Here is an 18,141-nt window from a genome sequence, read left to right as displayed (position 1 = left end):
TGTAACAAAACTTAAAAAATCAACATTTTTTATTAGGATTACTGAAAATATTCGTTACATCATATGTATATCCTTTTTTATGACTCACTTTTTTTCTTTTTTTCTCTAGAAATTGTCCATTTTGTTAGTAGAATTCTTCGAATAACGGCGATATTTTGAAACAATCTAACACCGAATGCAAACATTCCGACTAAATACAAGTCTACACCAAGATGGACGCCCAGAAAAGCTAAACTTATTGCGAGTATAATATTAAAGAAGAAACCTGATACAAACACTAGTTCATCGTATGCCCCTTGCAGATGTGCTCTGATTCCACCAATCAATGTATCAAGCGCAGCAAGTACGGCGAGGGAAAGATAGTTAGAATACTCATTCGGTATCGTAAAATTCGTTAAGAAACCGATCGCAACTCCTATGATTAAACCAAGTACAGGAAGCCACATTAAGATTTTCCCTCCTTTACATCGTCAAGAGGCTTCAATTCATTTAATTGAATTGTACCGTCAAATGCTTTTAAATGAATTTTTTTCTTCGGCGGTCTAATACTCAAACTGAAATTTTCCTGAGCAAACAAATCACCAATATCTGATACATTTAAACGGCTGTATAATTTATCGGCCTGCTCGCTGACCATCTTAATCGTGACTGTATCACCATCTATGCTGTAACCATCCATTTTCGTCGTACCATTAATATCTCGAATAACACTGGTGTTAATCACCCGGTGTTCATTAATGGAAATATGTTTTGCCCCAAACATATTGGCTTCGTTGATTAATTTTTTCAGAAGATCAGGTGGTATATTTTTGACTTCTTCTCCGGTAAGTTCCTTAGAAAAAAGCTGAGTAATTTCTATTTCAACTCCTTCACCCGTTACCTCTGTAAAACCAGCCTTTTCTTTCAAATCCTTCAACGTTTTTGTTAATTGTGCTTCTTTTGATTGATCTTCTTGGTTGCCATACTTTTTTAGCATTTCATCATATTTATCAATTTCTTTCAATAAATCCAGTTCTTTACTTTTAGATGCAGATAAATCCTCTCTTAATTCCCAAACGTCTCGAGTATCGCGAACTTTAGGCTTTTGTAGAGAGTTAAACTGGATGGAGACCATGATGCCAAATATGACCATCAGGACTGTCAAACTAAGTAATGGCTTCTTTTTCCTCAACACCACTCACCTTTTCACATTTAATCTTTGTTTCTTAGAAGAGGATTCATACGAATATCCTTCTTTTCAATCGTCATGGAAATATGATCACTTGTCAGCTGATCAACCACCCCGCCTGCAATGTTTAATGCAGGAATTAAAACAGCTGGATCTCCAATAGCAGAAATGACAAATGGTGCTGGATGTTGAACACCATCAACCGTGACGACTGGACCGTTACAATGTATGTATGATTGGTGTGTGATTCTTTGTCCGTTTATAGCTACAGCAGATGCCCCTGATATAAATAGTTCGTTTATCACATGGAAAATGTGGCTCTCATGCACAATGTAATTATTGACATTTTGTCCACTCGGGATATAAGATGCATCTTCAAGAGATACTTTTACCCCTTTCCCTTTTACACCTATTTCTCCTGTAAACATTCTGTATTTCTCAACATCTTCCAAAACATTAAAATACTGCTCTTTTTCATTTTTCAAACCAAACTCTGTTTCTTGGACTTTTGATTGAAGACGATAAAGTTCTTTTTCAAGTTTTTGATTCGCCTTTTCTTGCTTTGTTAGCTGACTTTTCAAAGAATATTCTTTTTTCCATTGTTCTGTTCGATTGACATCTGCTCGATGCTGCTTCGTATATTGGTATGAAAAAGAAATCAGAAATCCAAGAACAAGCATTACAATTGAGAATATGACGGTTTTGCCTCTCAACGTTCATCTTCCTTTTTCTTAGATTTAAAAGCTTCAAAATATGTGGCTACTTCCATATGAATCGTACCTTTCTCAGAGGACGAAAGCTCTTTGACAATGGCAGGGTACGTTGTCATTTTATCTGCGAATGTTTTAATTGATGCAATAACGGTGTTTCCATCATTCATATAAAATTTAACGAGCCACTGATTGGAGCTAGTCGGTACGTAATATACTTCTGAGATTAGTTCCTGAATAGAAGCCGGCAGTTGATTCAGAGCTTTCACTGTTTGCTTCAATTTCTCTTTATTGTCCCAATCGACAAAAATAGGTCCTGCGTGACTTGGCGTTACTTCATCTGGCAAAGCCGTCCCGTTTTCAAGAAGCTCATAATAAAAATGTCCCTTTTGCAGATACGCAATATTTGCATACTCTTTGACAGCAATACTGACCTTATTAGGGAAATGTTTTTTGATACTGACACTTTTAATCAATTTATTTTGCTTTATATGGTCTGCTGTCATATCTTTATTTAAGTTCCAAAACTCTGTCTCGCCTTCTTTAATTTGCGAAAGTTTAACGAGCTGTTTTGTTGGTACATGTTCATTACCACTAATGGTCAAAGAAGAAATTTTACTGATTGGTGTTTGCAAATAGACAATAATTAAAACCATGATAAAAAACAGCAGAATAAAAGAGATTAATCTCCGATTCGCTTTCTGCTTCCTTTGTTCTTTAATTTTAGGGATTCGCTCTTCTATATTGACGATCTTTTCATTTTCATGATCAGGCCGCATATATACTCTTCACCTCATTCAAAGCTGCTTGTCCGCACCTTTGGATCATTCTTTATCTCATATTGATTAGAAAACAAACGGCATGAAAAAATGCCGTTTGTTTTCCTGTGATACCATCATTCATAAGTAGTAGCCTTTAATTTGCTTCACCAATAATTTCTACTTCTGTATGCATCTCTACATTGTAGTCATCTTTGATTTTCTTTTGAATGTACTGAATTAAGTCGAGCACATCTTGAGCCTTCGCCCCACCAGCATTGACAATAAAGTTTCCGTGCATATCAGAAATTCTAGCGCCGCCAATCTGATATCCTTTTAAATTCGCCTTTTCTACAAGCTGTCCTGCATATTCAGGTAATGGATTTCGGAAAATACTGCCGGCGCATGGTTTATTATACGGTTGTGTTTCCTTGCGATAATCTTTATTTTGCTGCATTTTCTTTGTGATTTTCTCACGTTCGTCCTGTTTAAGCTTGAACACTGCTTCGAGAACAATTCCAGGGCGTTCCTTTTGAAGCACAGAAGTTCGATAGCTAAAATTCATTTGCTCATTAGTTAACCACTCGATCGTTCCATCTTCAAATAAGACTCTCGCTTTCACAAGAATCTTGCTAATGTCAGATCCATGTGCCCCTGCGTTCATATAAACAGCACCACCAATAGATCCTGGAATACCAGCTGCGAATTCCAATCCTGACAGCCCCTGCTTACTAAGAGACGTCGCGAGTCTTACAACTGAATAGCCTCCACCAACTGTAATTTCTTCATCATTGACAGTTAAGTGATCAAGCCCAGCGCCCAGCTTTAAAACGACCCCGCGAATTCCTTTATCAAGGACAAGTAAATTGGATCCTCTCCCAATGACCGTCCATTGAGTATCATGTTTTTTCACCTGATCCATAATTGTTTTGACAGCATCGACATCTTTAGGGATGACTAATAGATCGGCCGGTCCGCCTATTTTCATTGTCGTATGATTTGCAAGCGGTTCATTTTCAAGTACTTTACCAACTTGCGCTTCTAATAATTCATTCTTCAAGTTCTCCATATTACCCTCCGCCTTACCTCATATCATTCATCATGAAGTCGTAATTTCTTTTAACACATTATATAAACGTGTGGCCGCATCTGGTACTCCAAGTTCTTTTGTTAAACGGCTCATTTGATGTAGTTTCTCGTCATTACCAGCAATTTCATCAATTGCATGAAGCAAGCGATCTCCAGAAAGCTCTGATTCTCTTAAAACGATCGCAGCATCATGTTTTTCAAGTGATCTAGCGTTAATTTCTTGATGATTTGCGGTCACGTATGGACTTGGAATGAAGATGGTCGGAATTCCAAGTGCCGTCACTTCAGCAATCGTTGTGGCTCCCGCTCTTGCAACAATGACATCAATTGATTTTAAATACTCCGGCATTTGATGCAAGAAAGGCTTTGTGATCATATTCGGTGCTTCACCTTTTTCTTTTAATTCGTTCAGCACTTTTTCATAATGAACCTCACCTGTAATATATAAAAGCTGATAGTTCTTTGCCTTTAATTCATCTTGCATGTCAATCACTGCTCGATTGATTGGAGCTGCACCTCTGCTCCCGCCAAAAATAAGAACCGTTTTTTTCTTCTCATCCAGCCCAAACTCTTTAAGAGATTTTCCCTCTTTAATAGAGACGACTTCAGAGGCTCTTGGGTTTCCCGTAAAAACAACCTTTTCTGAAGGAAAGTGTTCCTTTGCTTCTTCAAAACAGATGGCTACTTTATTCACATACCGTGCCAGAAACTTATTTGTGATGCCTGGCAGGCTATTTTGTTCGTGAATGATCGTTGGGATTTTTAGCTTAGACGCAGCATAAACAACTGGACCACACACATAACCACCTGTTCCAATAACAGCATCCGGCTTAAATTCTTTTAAATAAGATTTACTTTTTTGGACGCCCTTTAGAAACCTCATCACTGTTTTTACATTATCAAAGGAAAGCTTTCTTTTAAAACCTGAAATTTCAATTGATTTAAAAGGGATATTTTCTCTTTCTACAATTTTCTTTTCAAGCCCATTCTCAGTGCCAATATATAAAAATTCCACATCAGGATGCAGTCTTTTCACTTCTTTAATAAAAGCTAGAGCAGGATAAATATGCCCGCCTGTTCCGCCTCCACTAATAACTATACGCATTATACCATTTCCCCTCAATTTTTTTCTGCTCTGAACAAAGTATAAACCCTGTTTTAAACAACAGGGCTCCGTCAAAACCTGTAAAGAAGAGTCAATCATCATGTTTTCGAAACAGAAACTGCCATTTTCACTCTTCAAATCATTTTTTCATACTTTTGCAAAATAAAAGTCTATATGGTTTCATGAACTATCAGCACATTAATATCTAGCATACCTGCTTACATTCAAAAGTACGCCAATTGCCATCAGCATTAATGTCAGTGATGAACCGCCATAACTTATGAATGGGAGTGTGATGCCCGTCACAGGGATGAGACCTGTGACAACTGCGATATTAATCATTACTTGAATGGCAACCATTGAGATGATGCCCACTGCCAAGAAACTTCCATATAAATCTGGTGCACCGAGGGCTATTCTAATGCCTCTCCACAATAGAACACTAAAGAGCAGCAAAATGAGTGATCCACCTATAAATCCAAGTTCTTCAGACAATATAGCAAAGATAAAGTCTGTTTGAGGCTCAGGCAAATAGAAGAATTTTTGTCTACTCTGACCTAGCCCCATTCCAAACAGACCGCCTGGACCGACAGCGTATAAGGATTGAATAATTTGAAACCCGCTGCCAAGTGGATCCTCCCAAGGATTTAAATAAGATGTAATTCGTTTTATTCGATAGGGTGCTGATAAGACAAGTGCGGCAAATCCGCTAAGCCCTAAAAGACCGAGAAAGATAAAGTGAGCGATTCTCGCACCTGAAACAAATATCATAATAATACAGGTTCCAACCATAACCGTTCCTGTACCTAGGTCCGGCTGTAGCATAATGATGGCAAATGCAGAAAACACAATGCCTAGTGCTGGGGCGAAACCTTTACGAAAGGATGTGATATTCTTTTGTTTTTCAGATAAGAATTTTGCAAGAAACGCAATCATCGCAAGCTTCATAAATTCAGATGGCTGAATACTAAACGCACCGACACCAATCCAGCTTCTTGAACCATTTCTCTCCATACCGATACCAGGAATCAAGACAAGCACGAGTAGGAGAAAACACACTGCAATCAGTATCTTTGACCAAGTCCGCCACGTCCAATAATCGACCCGCATAATGAAAAACATTGCGATAACTCCGATTCCGGCAAACAAAAGCTGTCTTTTTGCAAAATAAAACGAATCATCAAATTTATACGATGCCCACACAGCACTTGCGCTGTACACCATAATTAAACCAATCGTCAATAAAAGTAACGTAATGACAACAAGCAAAAAATCCGGAGAAGTTTTCTTATTCGTCAAGAGACCGACACCCCAAGCATAATTTCATTTGGGCTGTCAGTCATATGAGAGACAAGCCCTTATTTAAGCATATGCACGGCGTTTACAAACATGTCTCCACGTTCTTCAAATGTTTTATGCTGATCCCAGCTTGCACAAGCTGGAGACAATAAAATCACGTCTTCTTCTTCAGATATGCTAAACGCCGCAGGTACTGCTTGTTCAACATTATCGACATGTTTTACGTGATGTATTCCCAGCTCTTCACCAAGCTTCACAAACTTAGGCGCAGTCTCACCAAATGTAATTATTCCTTTTACATTCTTCATAAAAGGTTTTAATTCATCAAATTCATTGCCACGATCCAGTCCACCTGCTAGTAAAATGGTCGGCTGCTTGAAGGCAGACAAAGCTTTACTTGTTGCCAGTATATTGGTCGCTTTACTGTCATTATAAAATTTTCTATTTTGAATCGTCTCCACAAATTGCAAACGATGCTTCACTCCACTAAATGTAGTAAGAACTTGCGCAATCGCTTCGTTTGAGCAGCCTGCATTTTTTACAACACAAATAGCTGCTAGAATATTTTCTTGGTTATGCTCACCAGGAAGAACAACATCCTTGAGGTCAATGACAAGTTCATTCATATAGTAGATGGCACCATCTTTAATAAACGCTCCATGTGCTACCGGCTCTTTAACTGAGAAAAACACTTTTTGCGCTTTCGAATCTTCTGCTAGTTTGACAACAGATGGATCATCTAGGTTAACCACAGCTACGTCATCTTCTTGTTGATGTGCATACACTTTCTGTTTTGCTTTTTCGTATTCTTCACGCGTGTGATGATAGTCTAAATGTGCGTCAAAAATATTTAATATTAAGCTGATTTTAGGTCTGAATTCAAAGGTTCCCATTAACTGAAATGATGAGAGCTCAGTTACGATCCATTCATCGCCCGCTGCACGCGCGGCAACTTCACTTGCGACCGTTCCGATATTACCTGCTACCAATGTTTTTTGACTGTCTTTTTTCAACATTTCATAAATCAAAGTGGTCGTGGTCGTTTTTCCATTTGATCCGGTAATCCCAATAAAAGGAGATGAGGTCAAATGATACGCCAATTCTATTTCAGTCCAAACTGGAATTTTTCGGCGAAGCGCCTCTTGAACCATCACATTCTCATAAGGAATTCCAGGGTTCTTAATTAAAATCGTAATTTCTTTATCGTCGAACATACGAAGAGGATGACTGCCACAAATGACATCAATCCCCTTTTCAGAAAGTAACTGAGCAGGCTCGTTTTCTTCAAAAGCTTTTTGGTCATTGACCGTCACGTTTATTCCGTGCTCGTGAAGAATTGAGGCTGCCGCATATCCGCTTTTTGCAAGGCCTAGTACTAGTACATGTTCGTCTTTTAACATTTGCATCCTATTCAATTATAACCACACCTCGATGTAAATTCCTAAAACAGCAAGCAATAAACCAGCTGTCCAGAAGGTGACAACTACTCTCCACTCAGACCAGCCAACTAACTCATAGTGGTGGTGAAGCGGGCTCATCTTAAAGATTCTTTTTCCAGTTGTTTTGAAGGAGATGACTTGAAGGATAACGGATAACGTTTCAACAACAAATACTCCTCCAATAATGACGAGTAAAATCTCAAGTTTCGTTAAAATGGCAATGGCCACTATGGCACCGCCTAAAGCAAGCGATCCCGTATCACCCATAAATACTTTTGCAGGATGCGCATTAAAGACAAGGAACCCAAGGACAGCGCCTGCTACTGCTACCGAAAAGATCGCCACATCATACTGAGATTGATTCCAAGCCAATATAGCAAAAGCTCCGAATGCAATAGCAGCTGTTCCAGATAATAAACCATCAAGTCCATCCGTAAGGTTTACCGCATTAGAACCACCGACAAGCATGAAAACGACGAGGATAAAGTATGCCCATCCTAAGTCAAAGCTGACATCTGTTCCTGGAATGCGAATAGTCGTTGCAAACTCATAATAATGGAAGACTGCATAGAAAATCACAGCAATCACAATTTGCCCGATCAGTTTTTGTTTCGATGTTAAGCCAAGATTTCGCTTCATCGCTACTTTAATATAATCATCTAAAAATCCTAATAATCCGTAGCCAAGGGTGACAAATAACAATAAAAACATTTCTGGACTAATCTCAGAGAATTTGTTAATCATTACGATCGTTGTAATTGTAATAGAAAAGATAATCATAATTCCGCCCATTGTTGGGGTACCAGATTTCTTTTGGTGAGACTGAGGTCCTTCTTCTCTAATACTTTGACCAAATTTAAGTCTTCTTAAAAACGGAATAAAAATCGGGGATAAAAGAACACTGATTAAAAATCCCATTATGATTGTAAACAATATCACCTGTTCAAGCATTGTTCTTTACTCCTTCCGAATTTCCAAAGCCGTTTTCCATTAGAAAATAGCATTCATTATTATGATATTCATTCGTGTCTTTCGTATGTTGTTTTTGTACAAAATGCTTCATTTCATTACACTCTTTTCATCATTTTTAAGATTTGTTTAGATCTAAAATAGCGTCCGCTGCCACCTTGGCATCATCAAAGTCATAGACTTGATCACCAATGATTTGGTACGTCTCATGGCCTTTTCCAGCTATTAAGACTGTATCGCCCTTTTTTGCATTAGCAATGGCAAAAAAGATGGCCTGTTTCCGGTTCACAAAGCTGTGATAATAGGCGTTTGGCACGCCATTTTCCATGTCTTTCAAAATGGCTGATGGATCTTCACTTCTTGGATTATCTGATGTGAAAACAGGCTCATCTGCATATTTCACAGCGATTTGGGCCATCTGAGGGCGCTTGGTTTTATCACGGTCGCCCCCGCAGCCAACTACACAGAAAATTCTACCTTCTGTTAATTCTCTACACGTAGTCAGTACATTTTCTAAACTGTCAGGTGTGTGCGCATAATCAACGATGACTGGGAAGTCTTGATCAAAATTCACAAGTTCGAATCTTCCTTTGACTCCCTCAAGTTCTTCAATGGCACTAACGATCGTTTCAAACGTTAAGCCTGATACAATTCCTACTGATACAGCTGCTAGAATGTTATACACATTGAATTTCCCAATAAGGGCAACCGTCACATTTTTTGTGCCGATTGGGGTGATCAAATCAAATTGTGTTCCCTTTGGTTTAATTTGAATGTTCTTTGCCATTACATCTGATTCTTGCTCTAAGCCATACGTCATAATTTCAGCAGCTGTGACTTTTTCAAAATAACTAGACGCTTCATCATCTGCATTTAAAATGGCATGCTTCGGCTTATCGTGCTGAAAGGCACTTCCGAGCTGGGAAAAGAGCAAGCTTTTTGCATGTTTATATTCTTCCATTGTGTTGTGGTAGTCCAGATGATCTTGGGTAAGATTTGTAAAGACGGCAATATCATAATCACATCCATGAACACGCCCAAGATGCAAAGCATGTGATGACACTTCCATAATGGCCGTATCTACGTCTTGATCAAGCATCTGCTTAAAGGTCTTCTGAAGGGTGACACTCTCAGGTGTTGTGTTTTTCACTTCGAGAATTTCATCGTTTACCTTCATATACATCGTACCGATTAAACCTGTTTTTTTATCGGCTTTTCTCATGATTTGCTCAATCATGTGTGTTGTGGACGTTTTCCCGTTCGTTCCTGTAATACCAATTAGATTGAGTTTATGAGTTGGCTGTTCGTAAAAAGCATCTGCCATTCTTGCAAGTGCTCTTTGAGAGTGTTTTACAATAATGACTGGTACATCTGTTATGTGAAGTGGGTGTTCTGCTACAATCGCTGCAGCCCCGCTTTTCACAGCTTTTTCAGCGTAATCATGTCCATCTACTGTATAGCCTTTTATACAGACAAAAAGACTCCCTTTTTTCACTTCTCTTGAATCCATTTCAATGGAAGTAATCTCCGGATTTTCGTTTATCAGTTCTCTGTTTTCACTTTTAAAGTATGTAAGGAGTTCTTGTAATTTCATTTCATATCAAACCTCTCAAATTCGTTCACGTGCATGTCTTGTGAAAAAAACACACAGTCTATATTTTATCGTAAAAAAAAGGATACATCCAGCGTATTCCTTAAGTTTCTCTTGGAAAAAACACACTTTATGCTCTTTTTTTAAAGCGACCCTTCACTTTCAACAAAAAGAGGCAGCCGAATGAGTGCGGCTACCCTCTGTTCATTCTTTATTATTCATCATTTAAGTATAATCGGATCGTGGAACCTTCTTTGACCTTTGTGCCGGCAGCAGGCGATTGCTTCACCACTTTACTGCCAGTTCCTGAAGCATCAATCTTTAAATTAATCAGGAGTGATTCAAGGTCAGAAACAGATCCTCCTACAAGATTCGGTACCTCAATGGTTTTTGTGTCCAGCCATTGGTACTTCTTTTCAATTTGTCCTTTTCTTTTTTTCACGCCCATTTCAGGCAGACTGTCTCGCATAATATGGCCCACAATAGGTGCTGCTACTGTCCCACCAAATTGAATCGTGCCTTTTGGGTTATCTACTGCTACATATACAACAATGCTTGGATCATCCGCAGGTGCAAACCCGATAAATGACACAATGTGGTTATTTTCCATGTACTTTCCGTCTTTTACTTTCTGTGCTGTTCCTGTTTTTCCGCCCACCCGATATCCTTCAACGAATGCATTCCGGCCAGTTCCTTGAGCGACTACACTTTCAAGGGCATACCTGATTTCTTTAGACGTCTCCGCTGAAATGACTTTCTTCTTGGCAATTGGTGATTGCTTTTTCACCACCTCTTTTGTAATTGGATCGATCCATTCTTTTGCAATATACGGCGTGTAAAGCGTTCCTCCATTTACTGCGGCTGCCACTGCAGCTACTTGTTGAATCGGCGTAACAGATACACCTTGACCAAAGGCTGTTGTTGCCTGTTCTACAGGACCAACACGATCAAGCGGGAACAAAATTCCTCTACCTTCTCCTTGAAGGTCGATGCCTGTCTTTTGACCAAAGCCGAAATTTTTAATATAAGAAAATAATTTATCTTTTCCAAGACGGTCGCCTAGCTCGACGAATCCTGGGTTACAAGAGTTTTGTACCACTTCTAGAAACGACTGTGATCCATGTCCTCCCTTTTTCCAGCATCTGAGCCTTGCGCCATCCACTGTCACAGATCCGCTGTCAAAAAATTGATCACGTTTTAAATTTACTTTATTTTCTTCCAGAGCAGCTGCCAGTGTAATGATTTTAAACGTCGATCCTGGCTCATATGTGCTCCACACCGGTAAGTTTCGGTTAAATACTTTTGAATCAACTGATTGATAGTCAGCCGGATCAAAGTCAGGTCTGCTCGACATTCCCAGCACCTCACCATTTTTCGGATTCATGGCAATGGCAATCATGCCATCTGGGTTATATTTTGCCTGAGCATTGTCTAATTCTCGTTCGATGATGGTTTGCACTTTTGAATCAACTGTTAATTTCATATCAAGCCCATCTTTAGGCGGTGTATAATCATCTGCTTCATCTGGCATTTTCTGCCCTTTTGCATCAGAATAAAATTTCACAGAGCCTTTTTCACCTTTTAGGTCATCATCATAGTACGCTTCTAGCCCAAGTAAGCCTTGATTATCAATTCCAGCAAAACCCAATACATGAGATAAGAAACTTCCAAACGGGTAATGTCTGATGCTGTCTTCTGCTACATAGACTCCATCTAAATCAAGTTCTCTGACTTCTTTTGCTTTTTCATGAGATACTTTTCTCCCCTCTGGGGAAATTCGTTCTATAGACGTTTTCTTGGTGACATGCTTGTACGCTTTCTCCTCAGACATATTCAGTACTGCAGCTAATTTTTTGCTTGTTTCTGCTGGGTCTTTCACCTGCCGCGGCACGACTAAAATAGAGGGAGCACTTTTGTTCGTCGCAAGCTCCACCCCATTTCGGTCCAAAATATCTCCTCGTTCTGGTTCAAATGGAAGGTTACGGCTCCATGAATCTTTCGCTAAACTAGTCAGCTTCTCGCCCATAATAAACTGCACATATCCTAATCTAGTATCTATGATGAAAAAAATGATCACCCCAAACAGCAGCACGAAAAGCAATCGTTTTCTCACTGTTACACTTGACACTCGCACGCCCGGTTCACTCCTTACATATGGCTTGTTTTCATCATATGCAGGCTCGTCTTTTTATAGAACGATCTCGTCCATCGCTCAAGCAAAAGAAAAAAACCTAGCAAATGATTTGCTAGGTTTTCAAGTTAATTTGGACTTTTGAAGGTCACTGTGACGACTTTATCTGAAATCTCTGCTCCACTTTTCACGCTTTGTTTGACAGCATATCCCTGTCCATTTGTTTCAATATGCACACCTGAAATAGACGCATATTGAAGAACTTCCCTTCTGGACCAGCCTGTCATATCAGGCATTTTAATGGTTTTCCCTGCTGTTTTCAAAAAGACTTTCTGGCTTTCAGAGTATTCAGAGCCCGCACTTGGCCATTGGCGTTTAATGGATAAACCGTCACCAATGACAACAGGTGATAACTTTTTGTTTTTTGCTTCTGTTTCTGCCTGTTTCACTTCTAAATCTAGGAATGACGGCATTGTTTCTTGTTTTATTTTCTGTTTGCCAGATTTTTTATCGTCTGTTTTTGTTGGTGCGATATTTAAATAGAGCAAACTATTTTTCATCACAGGGTTAAAGATTTCTGAAACAGGGGCAGAGCCTGTTTGTGTTTCAGATAGCTGAGGCTGTTGGACAGCCACATAAACGAGCAGCTTCGGATCATCTTTTGGTGCCATTCCCATAAATGAAAAGACGTAATCGTTTCTCCCTTGAAGGTAGCCGCCAGCACCGCCAATTTGTCCTGTACCCGTTTTCCCAGCGACATCAAAACCTTTGATTTGGTATGGCTGTCCTGTGCCAATTTTTGAGGAAACGACCTCACCTAAAATGTCACGGACTTGCTTCGCTGTATCAGAAGAAATTGGTTTTCCTGCTACTGTTGGTTCGTGCTGTAAAATTGTTTTGTTTGTGTTCGGATCTGTAATATGATCGATTACATATGGCTTCATCATCGTTCCACCGTTTGCAATGGCTGTCGCCGCTTCAATTTGCTGAATTGGGGTAATCGCGGACGCCTGACCATAAGCAGTCGATGCTTTGTCATATTCGTATCTGAAATTGATTTTACTAGACGCTTCGTTTGGCAAGTCTATGCCTGTTTTGTCATAGAAATGGAATTTTTGCAAGTATTGTTCGTAGCGTGTGAAACCTAATTTTTCTTTTGCCAATTTCGCAAAAGCTACGTTTGAAGAACGTAGAACACCTTCATGAAAATCAATTTTTCCCCAGCCATTTCCGTTGTTATGGTCTCTTACAAGACCGCCGCCTACTTTATAAGTACCAGACTGATACTTGTCACTGCCTTGGTACACTCCTTCTTGGATAGCAGCAGCGAGTGTGAAAATTTTCATCGTTGAACCTGGTTCAAATGCGTAAGAAATGACATCGTTGTTATAATTCGTAATGTCGAGTTCATTTAAATTAAAGCTTGGCCGCTGTCCCATTGCAAGAACTCTTCCAGTTTTCGGATCAACGACTGTCGCAATGATTTTCTTCGGCTTATATTTTTTAGCGACCTGCGTCATACTTTCTTCAAGAAATGCTTGAATTTTTTGGTCGATGGTCAGTGTGACGTTTTTCCCGTCTTTCGGGGCAACGATGTCTTCTTTACTATTCGGAAGTGCCCATCCGCTTCTATCGCTGTTATACGTTACATAGCCATCTTTTTCTTTTAAATATTTATTCAGAGCCTTTTCTAGACCCATTGCGCCTGACATGTCCTTGGTGGCTTCATCTAATCTAGCATAACCGATTAAGTTCGAAGCAAACATGCCGTTTGGATAATACCTCTTTGTATCTTTTTCAAAGGCGATCCCAGGAAGTTTTAGCTTTTCAATTTTTTCCTTAGTTGAAAAACTAATATCCTTTCCGGCTTTACCAAACTCGACTTGGAACGCATCCTTTGTATTCAGACGCTTTAAAATTTCACTCTCACTCATATCAATGACTTTTGACAGCTCTTTTGCTGTCTTTTCTTTGTCAACGACATGCATCGGATGCTTTGGATCGACCGTCATTTTCTTGCTCATGATCGCAATCAGTTTATACACAGATGTATCTTCCGCAATCACATTTCCGTTTCTGTCTAAAATGGAGCCTCTTTTGGCTTCAAGTGTTTTTTTCGATTGATATTGTTCATTGGCTTTTGCAGCTAACACTTGTCCATCGACGGTTCCCGTAATCTGAATATAAATAAAACGTGCAAGGATGATAAAGAAAAACAGGGCGAAGCAAATACTCGCAATTGCCGCGCCTCTGTTCATCATTTTATTCTTTTTAGGCATCGCCATGTTAATCGACCTTCTTAACATCTTTCGACATGCTTAAGCCTGCTTTTTTAGCGGCTTCAATGATTCTCTCTGGTTCACTTAGTAAATCTTTTTGCTTTTGCAGTTCAGTGATCTTTTTCGATTCTAAAGTCACTTGCTGTTCTAGCTTCTGCACTTCGATATTTGCGTGATAAACAGCAAAGGCTTTCGAAATGATGAGGATCGAGCTGCACATGAGAGCCATGACAAACATGACAAGTAAGATTTTTTCACCAAGTGTAATAGAACCTCTTCTTCTAATCACAACCGATTGACCTTGTTGCTCGGTTTGATGTTGCTTTACTTCTCTTTGGTAAGCCAAATTACTCATAAGAAACCTCCTTTTTATCATCATCTATGGTGTCGTTTACTTTTTTTCTGCAATTCGGAGCTTCGCTGAACGGGCACGGTTGTTATATTCCAGCTCTTGTTCTGATGCAACGATTGGTTTTCTCGTGATCAGCTTCAGTTTTGGTTCAAGTCCTTCTGGAATCACTGGCAGTCCGTGCGGAAGTTCTGGAAGAGAAGACATTTCTTTAAATGTACTTTTACAAATCCGATCTTCAAGTGAATGGAATGTAATGACAGAAATTCTCCCCTTCGGATTGAGTAACTCTATTGCTTGTTCTAGTGCTTCTTCAAATACTTTCAATTCATCATTTACGGCAATTCGGATCGCTTGAAATACTCTTTTCGCTGGATGTCCGCCTTTTCGTCTTGCAGGTGCGGGAATTCCTTCTTTAATAATGTCGACAAGCTCTCCTGTTGTTTCAATTGGCGCTTTTTTTCTGGCTTCTTCAATTTTGCGTGCGATTTGCTTGCTGAACTTTTCTTCCCCATATTTGTAGAAAATCCGAACTAGATCTTCAAATGGCCATTCATTCACCACTTGTTTTGCCGACAAAGCAGCGGTTTGATCCATTCGCATGTCAAGAGGTGCATCATGGTGATAACTAAAGCCTCTCTCTGGTGTGTCAAGCTGAGGTGATGAAACCCCAAGGTCAAAAATCACACCGTCTACGCTTGTAATTCCTTGTTCATTCAGACGTTCTTTTAAATATCGGAAGTTGCTTTTTATGAAAAGAATGTTCGCTTTAACATGTGCGAGCTTCTCTCGTGCATGATCCAGTGCAGCATCGTCTTGGTCAAACCCAATTAATGTACCTTTTTCTGATAATTGAGATAGTAAATATGAGCTATGACCTGCGCCGCCTAGCGTGCAGTCCACATATGTACCGTCTTCTTTGACGTTTAAACCGTCAACTGTTTCTTTTAATAATACTGTCTCATGTTGAAACATGATGATATGGTCCCACCTTTTTCAAATAGAAATGAATGTGTAGAAAGCTTGCTGCACAAGGGATTATTATATATCAAATCCAATCATGTTTTCAGCAATTTCAGCAAAAGAATCTTCTTGCTCTTCTGTATATTGTTCCCAGATCGACTTACTCCACAACTCAATTCGATTTGAAACGCCGATGACCACACATTCTTTTTCGAGTTTTGCATATTGGAGTAGGTTGGATGCGATGTTAATGCGCCCCTGCTTGTCCAGATCACATTCAACTGCGCCGGAGAAGAAGAACCGGGTAAACGCACGTGCATCTTTTTTCGTTAGCGGCAGTGCTTTGAGTTTCTCTTCAATTAGTTTCCACTCACTCATAGGGTAGCCAAATAAACATTGATCAAGCCCTCTCGTCAGCACAAACTGTTCTCCGAGACCGTCTCTAAATTTAGCAGGGATGATCATGCGCCCTTTTGTATCAATCGTATGTTGGTATTCACCCATGAACATGATCATCAGAGCCCCACTTTCTCACCTATACTCTCCACTATCCACCACTTCTCTCCACAAAACTTATTTTACACTGTTTCTACATAAAAAAAAACCCTGAACTAGTCAGGGTTCATTAAAACTTTATTTCAAAGTTTGACAATTTGTTGCTTGTTTTGAAATGAAAATGGCAGATTTTTAAACGTTTTGAAGAATTCTGGACCATATTTGTTTAAAAAGTACATGATATTCCAAATTCTTTCTTGTGGTGCTTCGAGTGGTTTTAAACTATTTTCAATCCGTTCAAAATCTCGAAGGATGTATCCTTCCTTCTCTTCCACACGCTTTGCAACCTTTTGATAAACAAATTGAAGCTGGTCTTCTATAAATTTGGCATTTTTATCTAATAGCTGTTCAAAGCTTGGTTCGATCTCTAGCGCTTCTTGTCTCATGGCCTCGTGAACATTCGCTAATTCACGTTTGGCATGTTGAACCGATTGAACGAAGCTGTCTGGAAGACTTTGCTGAAAGTGCGCATCCTTCTTTTCTTTCACGCCTTTTGTCAGCACTTCTTCAACCGACAATTCTCTTATCGGCAGCTTCTTATCAATATGCCTTTCAAGAATGGTGACGTGCAATCTTGGAAGAACGGGTGCCATTTTGACATCGAAGTACTCGAAGATGCCTTTCAGCTCACCCCAATAGTTCACTTCACCGTGTCCAGCCATAAAAGCAAGCGTTGGAAGAAGGGTTTCCTGCATCAATGGACGGGTCACCACATTATTGCTAAACCGCTCTGGGTGCTCCTCGACTTCCTGCAAAAGCTCATCTTTTGTCCAAGTAAGCCCCACTTCAGATATAGAAAATTGGCCATTCTCTTGTTCAATGAGGAAACGCTCATCATCATATTCGTAAAACAAGTTGGCTTGATGGTCACCAGCTTCAATAATCGGCTGATACCCCGCTTGTTCCATGGCAGCTTGCGTGTTATTTAAGTGAGCCACGATCGCATCACTCGACTCCACAATTTGCTTGAATAACGTACGTTCAAGTGGCTTCACGCCGAAGTCTCCTGAATTCAATAACAGCAGTCCATCTTCTTCAAATAGATCGCAAACAATCCACTCAAAGAAATCAGTAAACGTTTCTGATTTGCGTAAACATCGAAGAAGCTGATCAAACAAGTCATTTGTGTAAGCAGATTCCTCATAGGTTGAAAATACATCACGAAGCCATCTCTCTGTTTTCTCTTGGTGGAGAGGTGTTCTTTTCGCAGCTGTTTTTTTCACATGATGTAATGGAAGCTTTTGTTTGACTGGGCCTTTTTCGCCAGACGTGTACACAAAGTTAATTTCGTCTACGTCGTGATCTTCACCCGCTACCCAAAAGACCGGAATAACAGGAACGCCAAGCTCTGATTCTTTTTCTTTGGCAAACTGAATAATGGAAATGATTTTATGTATGGTATAAAGCGGACCTGTTAAGAGGCCTGCCTGCTGTCCTCCAACCACCATGACGCTCCGTTCATCACGGATCTTCTCAATATTCTCACGCATGGCAGCCGAATCAAATTTTGCATGATATGCGCTCATATAATCCGCTAAAGCCTCGCGCGGGAAGCTCCTTTCCATGAGATCGTCGTATCTCTTTTTCCATGTGTGCTCAGAATGTATATCATAATCAAAAAAAGCAGTCATCTCTTTTTTTTCTTCTATATAATCACGTATGAATAAATTCTGACTTCGGATGGAAAGTTCAGTCAATTGCATGTTTAGAACTTCCTTTCTTCAATAAATAGTTAG

Annotated in this window: 16 protein-coding genes; all 16 read right to left on the bottom strand. The window is 39.6% G+C overall.

Going from position 1 to position 18,141, the window contains the following annotated elements; all coding sequences use genetic code 11:
- Window positions 1-77: 77 nt before the first annotated feature.
- Window positions 78-446 carry a small basic family protein gene (locus tag NSQ52_RS07495; RefSeq protein ID WP_003210988.1) on the bottom strand — a complete coding sequence of 123 codons (369 nt, stop codon included), beginning with the start codon at window positions 444-446 and terminating at the stop codon, window positions 78-80.
- A complete protein-coding gene (locus NSQ52_RS07490) occupies window positions 446-1,171 on the bottom strand; it encodes a DUF881 domain-containing protein (RefSeq protein ID WP_007499758.1) in 726 nt (241 codons plus the stop codon). The genes NSQ52_RS07495 and NSQ52_RS07490 overlap by 1 nt, the downstream gene beginning before the upstream one ends.
- Window positions 1,172-1,191: 20 nt before the next feature.
- The gene (locus NSQ52_RS07485) at window positions 1,192-1,881 is read right to left on the bottom strand and encodes a DUF881 domain-containing protein (protein WP_007499760.1); all 690 of its coding nucleotides are present in this window, start codon (window positions 1,879-1,881) and stop codon (window positions 1,192-1,194) included.
- On the bottom strand, window positions 1,878-2,657 hold the full coding sequence (locus tag NSQ52_RS07480) for a cell division protein FtsQ/DivIB (RefSeq protein WP_342474033.1): 780 nt from the start codon (window positions 2,655-2,657) through the stop codon (window positions 1,878-1,880). Before NSQ52_RS07480 ends, NSQ52_RS07485 begins: the two co-directional genes overlap by 4 nt.
- A gap of 136 nt (window positions 2,658-2,793) precedes the next feature.
- Entirely contained in the window at window positions 2,794-3,705 is a 912-nt protein-coding gene (murB, locus tag NSQ52_RS07475; protein ID WP_007499764.1) for a UDP-N-acetylmuramate dehydrogenase, read from the bottom strand.
- Between the two features lie 30 nt (window positions 3,706-3,735).
- Entirely contained in the window at window positions 3,736-4,830 is a 1,095-nt protein-coding gene (gene murG, locus NSQ52_RS07470) for an undecaprenyldiphospho-muramoylpentapeptide beta-N-acetylglucosaminyltransferase (RefSeq protein WP_024720309.1), read from the bottom strand.
- Between the two features lie 198 nt (window positions 4,831-5,028).
- Window positions 5,029-6,129, bottom strand: coding sequence for a stage V sporulation protein E (gene spoVE / locus NSQ52_RS07465; protein ID WP_039166797.1), 1,101 nt, complete (start codon window positions 6,127-6,129; stop codon window positions 5,029-5,031).
- A 59-nt stretch (window positions 6,130-6,188) separates the two neighbouring features.
- Complete coding sequence (gene murD, locus NSQ52_RS07460; RefSeq protein WP_342474032.1) at window positions 6,189-7,544, bottom strand: UDP-N-acetylmuramoyl-L-alanine--D-glutamate ligase; 1,356 nt, start codon at window positions 7,542-7,544, stop codon at window positions 6,189-6,191.
- Window positions 7,545-8,519 carry a phospho-N-acetylmuramoyl-pentapeptide-transferase gene (mraY, locus tag NSQ52_RS07455; protein ID WP_007499771.1) on the bottom strand — a complete coding sequence of 325 codons (975 nt, stop codon included), beginning with the start codon at window positions 8,517-8,519 and terminating at the stop codon, window positions 7,545-7,547.
- 136 nt (window positions 8,520-8,655) lie between these two features.
- A complete protein-coding gene (locus tag NSQ52_RS07450; RefSeq protein ID WP_342474031.1) occupies window positions 8,656-10,131 on the bottom strand; it encodes a UDP-N-acetylmuramoyl-L-alanyl-D-glutamate--2,6-diaminopimelate ligase in 1,476 nt (491 codons plus the stop codon).
- A 211-nt stretch (window positions 10,132-10,342) separates the two neighbouring features.
- A complete protein-coding gene (locus tag NSQ52_RS07445) occupies window positions 10,343-12,262 on the bottom strand; it encodes a stage V sporulation protein D (protein WP_019743279.1) in 1,920 nt (639 codons plus the stop codon).
- 125 nt (window positions 12,263-12,387) lie between these two features.
- Complete coding sequence (locus tag NSQ52_RS07440) at window positions 12,388-14,538, bottom strand: penicillin-binding protein (protein ID WP_342474106.1); 2,151 nt, start codon at window positions 14,536-14,538, stop codon at window positions 12,388-12,390.
- Window positions 14,539-14,545: 7 nt separating this feature from the next.
- Window positions 14,546-14,893: a cell division protein FtsL gene (gene ftsL, locus NSQ52_RS07435; RefSeq protein WP_058337375.1), complete on the bottom strand. Its 348-nt coding sequence runs from the start codon at window positions 14,891-14,893 to the stop codon at window positions 14,546-14,548.
- A 36-nt stretch (window positions 14,894-14,929) separates the two neighbouring features.
- Window positions 14,930-15,862: a 16S rRNA (cytosine(1402)-N(4))-methyltransferase RsmH gene (rsmH, locus tag NSQ52_RS07430; protein ID WP_007499781.1), complete on the bottom strand. Its 933-nt coding sequence runs from the start codon at window positions 15,860-15,862 to the stop codon at window positions 14,930-14,932.
- A 66-nt stretch (window positions 15,863-15,928) separates the two neighbouring features.
- Window positions 15,929-16,360: a division/cell wall cluster transcriptional repressor MraZ gene (gene mraZ / locus NSQ52_RS07425; RefSeq protein ID WP_003211163.1), complete on the bottom strand. Its 432-nt coding sequence runs from the start codon at window positions 16,358-16,360 to the stop codon at window positions 15,929-15,931.
- A 128-nt stretch (window positions 16,361-16,488) separates the two neighbouring features.
- Complete coding sequence (bshC, locus tag NSQ52_RS07420) at window positions 16,489-18,108, bottom strand: bacillithiol biosynthesis cysteine-adding enzyme BshC (RefSeq protein ID WP_058337376.1); 1,620 nt, start codon at window positions 18,106-18,108, stop codon at window positions 16,489-16,491.
- Window positions 18,109-18,141 lie beyond the last annotated feature (33 nt).

It is taken from the genome of Bacillus sp. FSL W8-1141 (genome assembly GCF_038593205.1).
In the GTDB taxonomy this organism is placed as follows: Bacteria; Bacillota; Bacilli; order Bacillales; family Bacillaceae; genus Bacillus; species Bacillus altitudinis.
The sequence above is the reverse complement of the archived record's forward strand: the minus strand, read 5'-3'. Positions and strand labels throughout refer to the sequence as shown.

Excerpts from the sequence above, each read along its gene's own strand:
- NSQ52_RS07495 (WP_003210988.1), bottom strand. The coding sequence starts at position 446 with ATGTGGCTTCCTGTACTTGGTTTAATCATAGGAGTTGCGATCGGTTTC.
- NSQ52_RS07440 (WP_342474106.1), bottom strand. The coding sequence starts at position 14,538 with ATGCCTAAAAAGAATAAAATGATGAACAGAGGCGCGGCAATTGCGAGT.
- murG (WP_024720309.1), bottom strand. The coding sequence starts at position 4,830 with ATGCGTATAGTTATTAGTGGAGGCGGAACAGGCGGGCATATTTATCCT.
- ftsL (WP_058337375.1), bottom strand. The coding sequence starts at position 14,893 with ATGAGTAATTTGGCTTACCAAAGAGAAGTAAAGCAACATCAAACCGAG.
- NSQ52_RS07480 (WP_342474033.1), bottom strand. The coding sequence starts at position 2,657 with ATGCGGCCTGATCATGAAAATGAAAAGATCGTCAATATAGAAGAGCGA.
- mraY (WP_007499771.1), bottom strand. The coding sequence starts at position 8,519 with ATGCTTGAACAGGTGATATTGTTTACAATCATAATGGGATTTTTAATC.
- murB (WP_007499764.1), bottom strand. The coding sequence starts at position 3,705 with ATGGAGAACTTGAAGAATGAATTATTAGAAGCGCAAGTTGGTAAAGTA.
- mraZ (WP_003211163.1), bottom strand. The coding sequence starts at position 16,360 with ATGTTCATGGGTGAATACCAACATACGATTGATACAAAAGGGCGCATG.
- NSQ52_RS07450 (WP_342474031.1), bottom strand. The coding sequence starts at position 10,131 with ATGAAATTACAAGAACTCCTTACATACTTTAAAAGTGAAAACAGAGAA.
- bshC (WP_058337376.1), bottom strand. The coding sequence starts at position 18,108 with ATGCAATTGACTGAACTTTCCATCCGAAGTCAGAATTTATTCATACGT.
- rsmH (WP_007499781.1), bottom strand. The coding sequence starts at position 15,862 with ATGTTTCAACATGAGACAGTATTATTAAAAGAAACAGTTGACGGTTTA.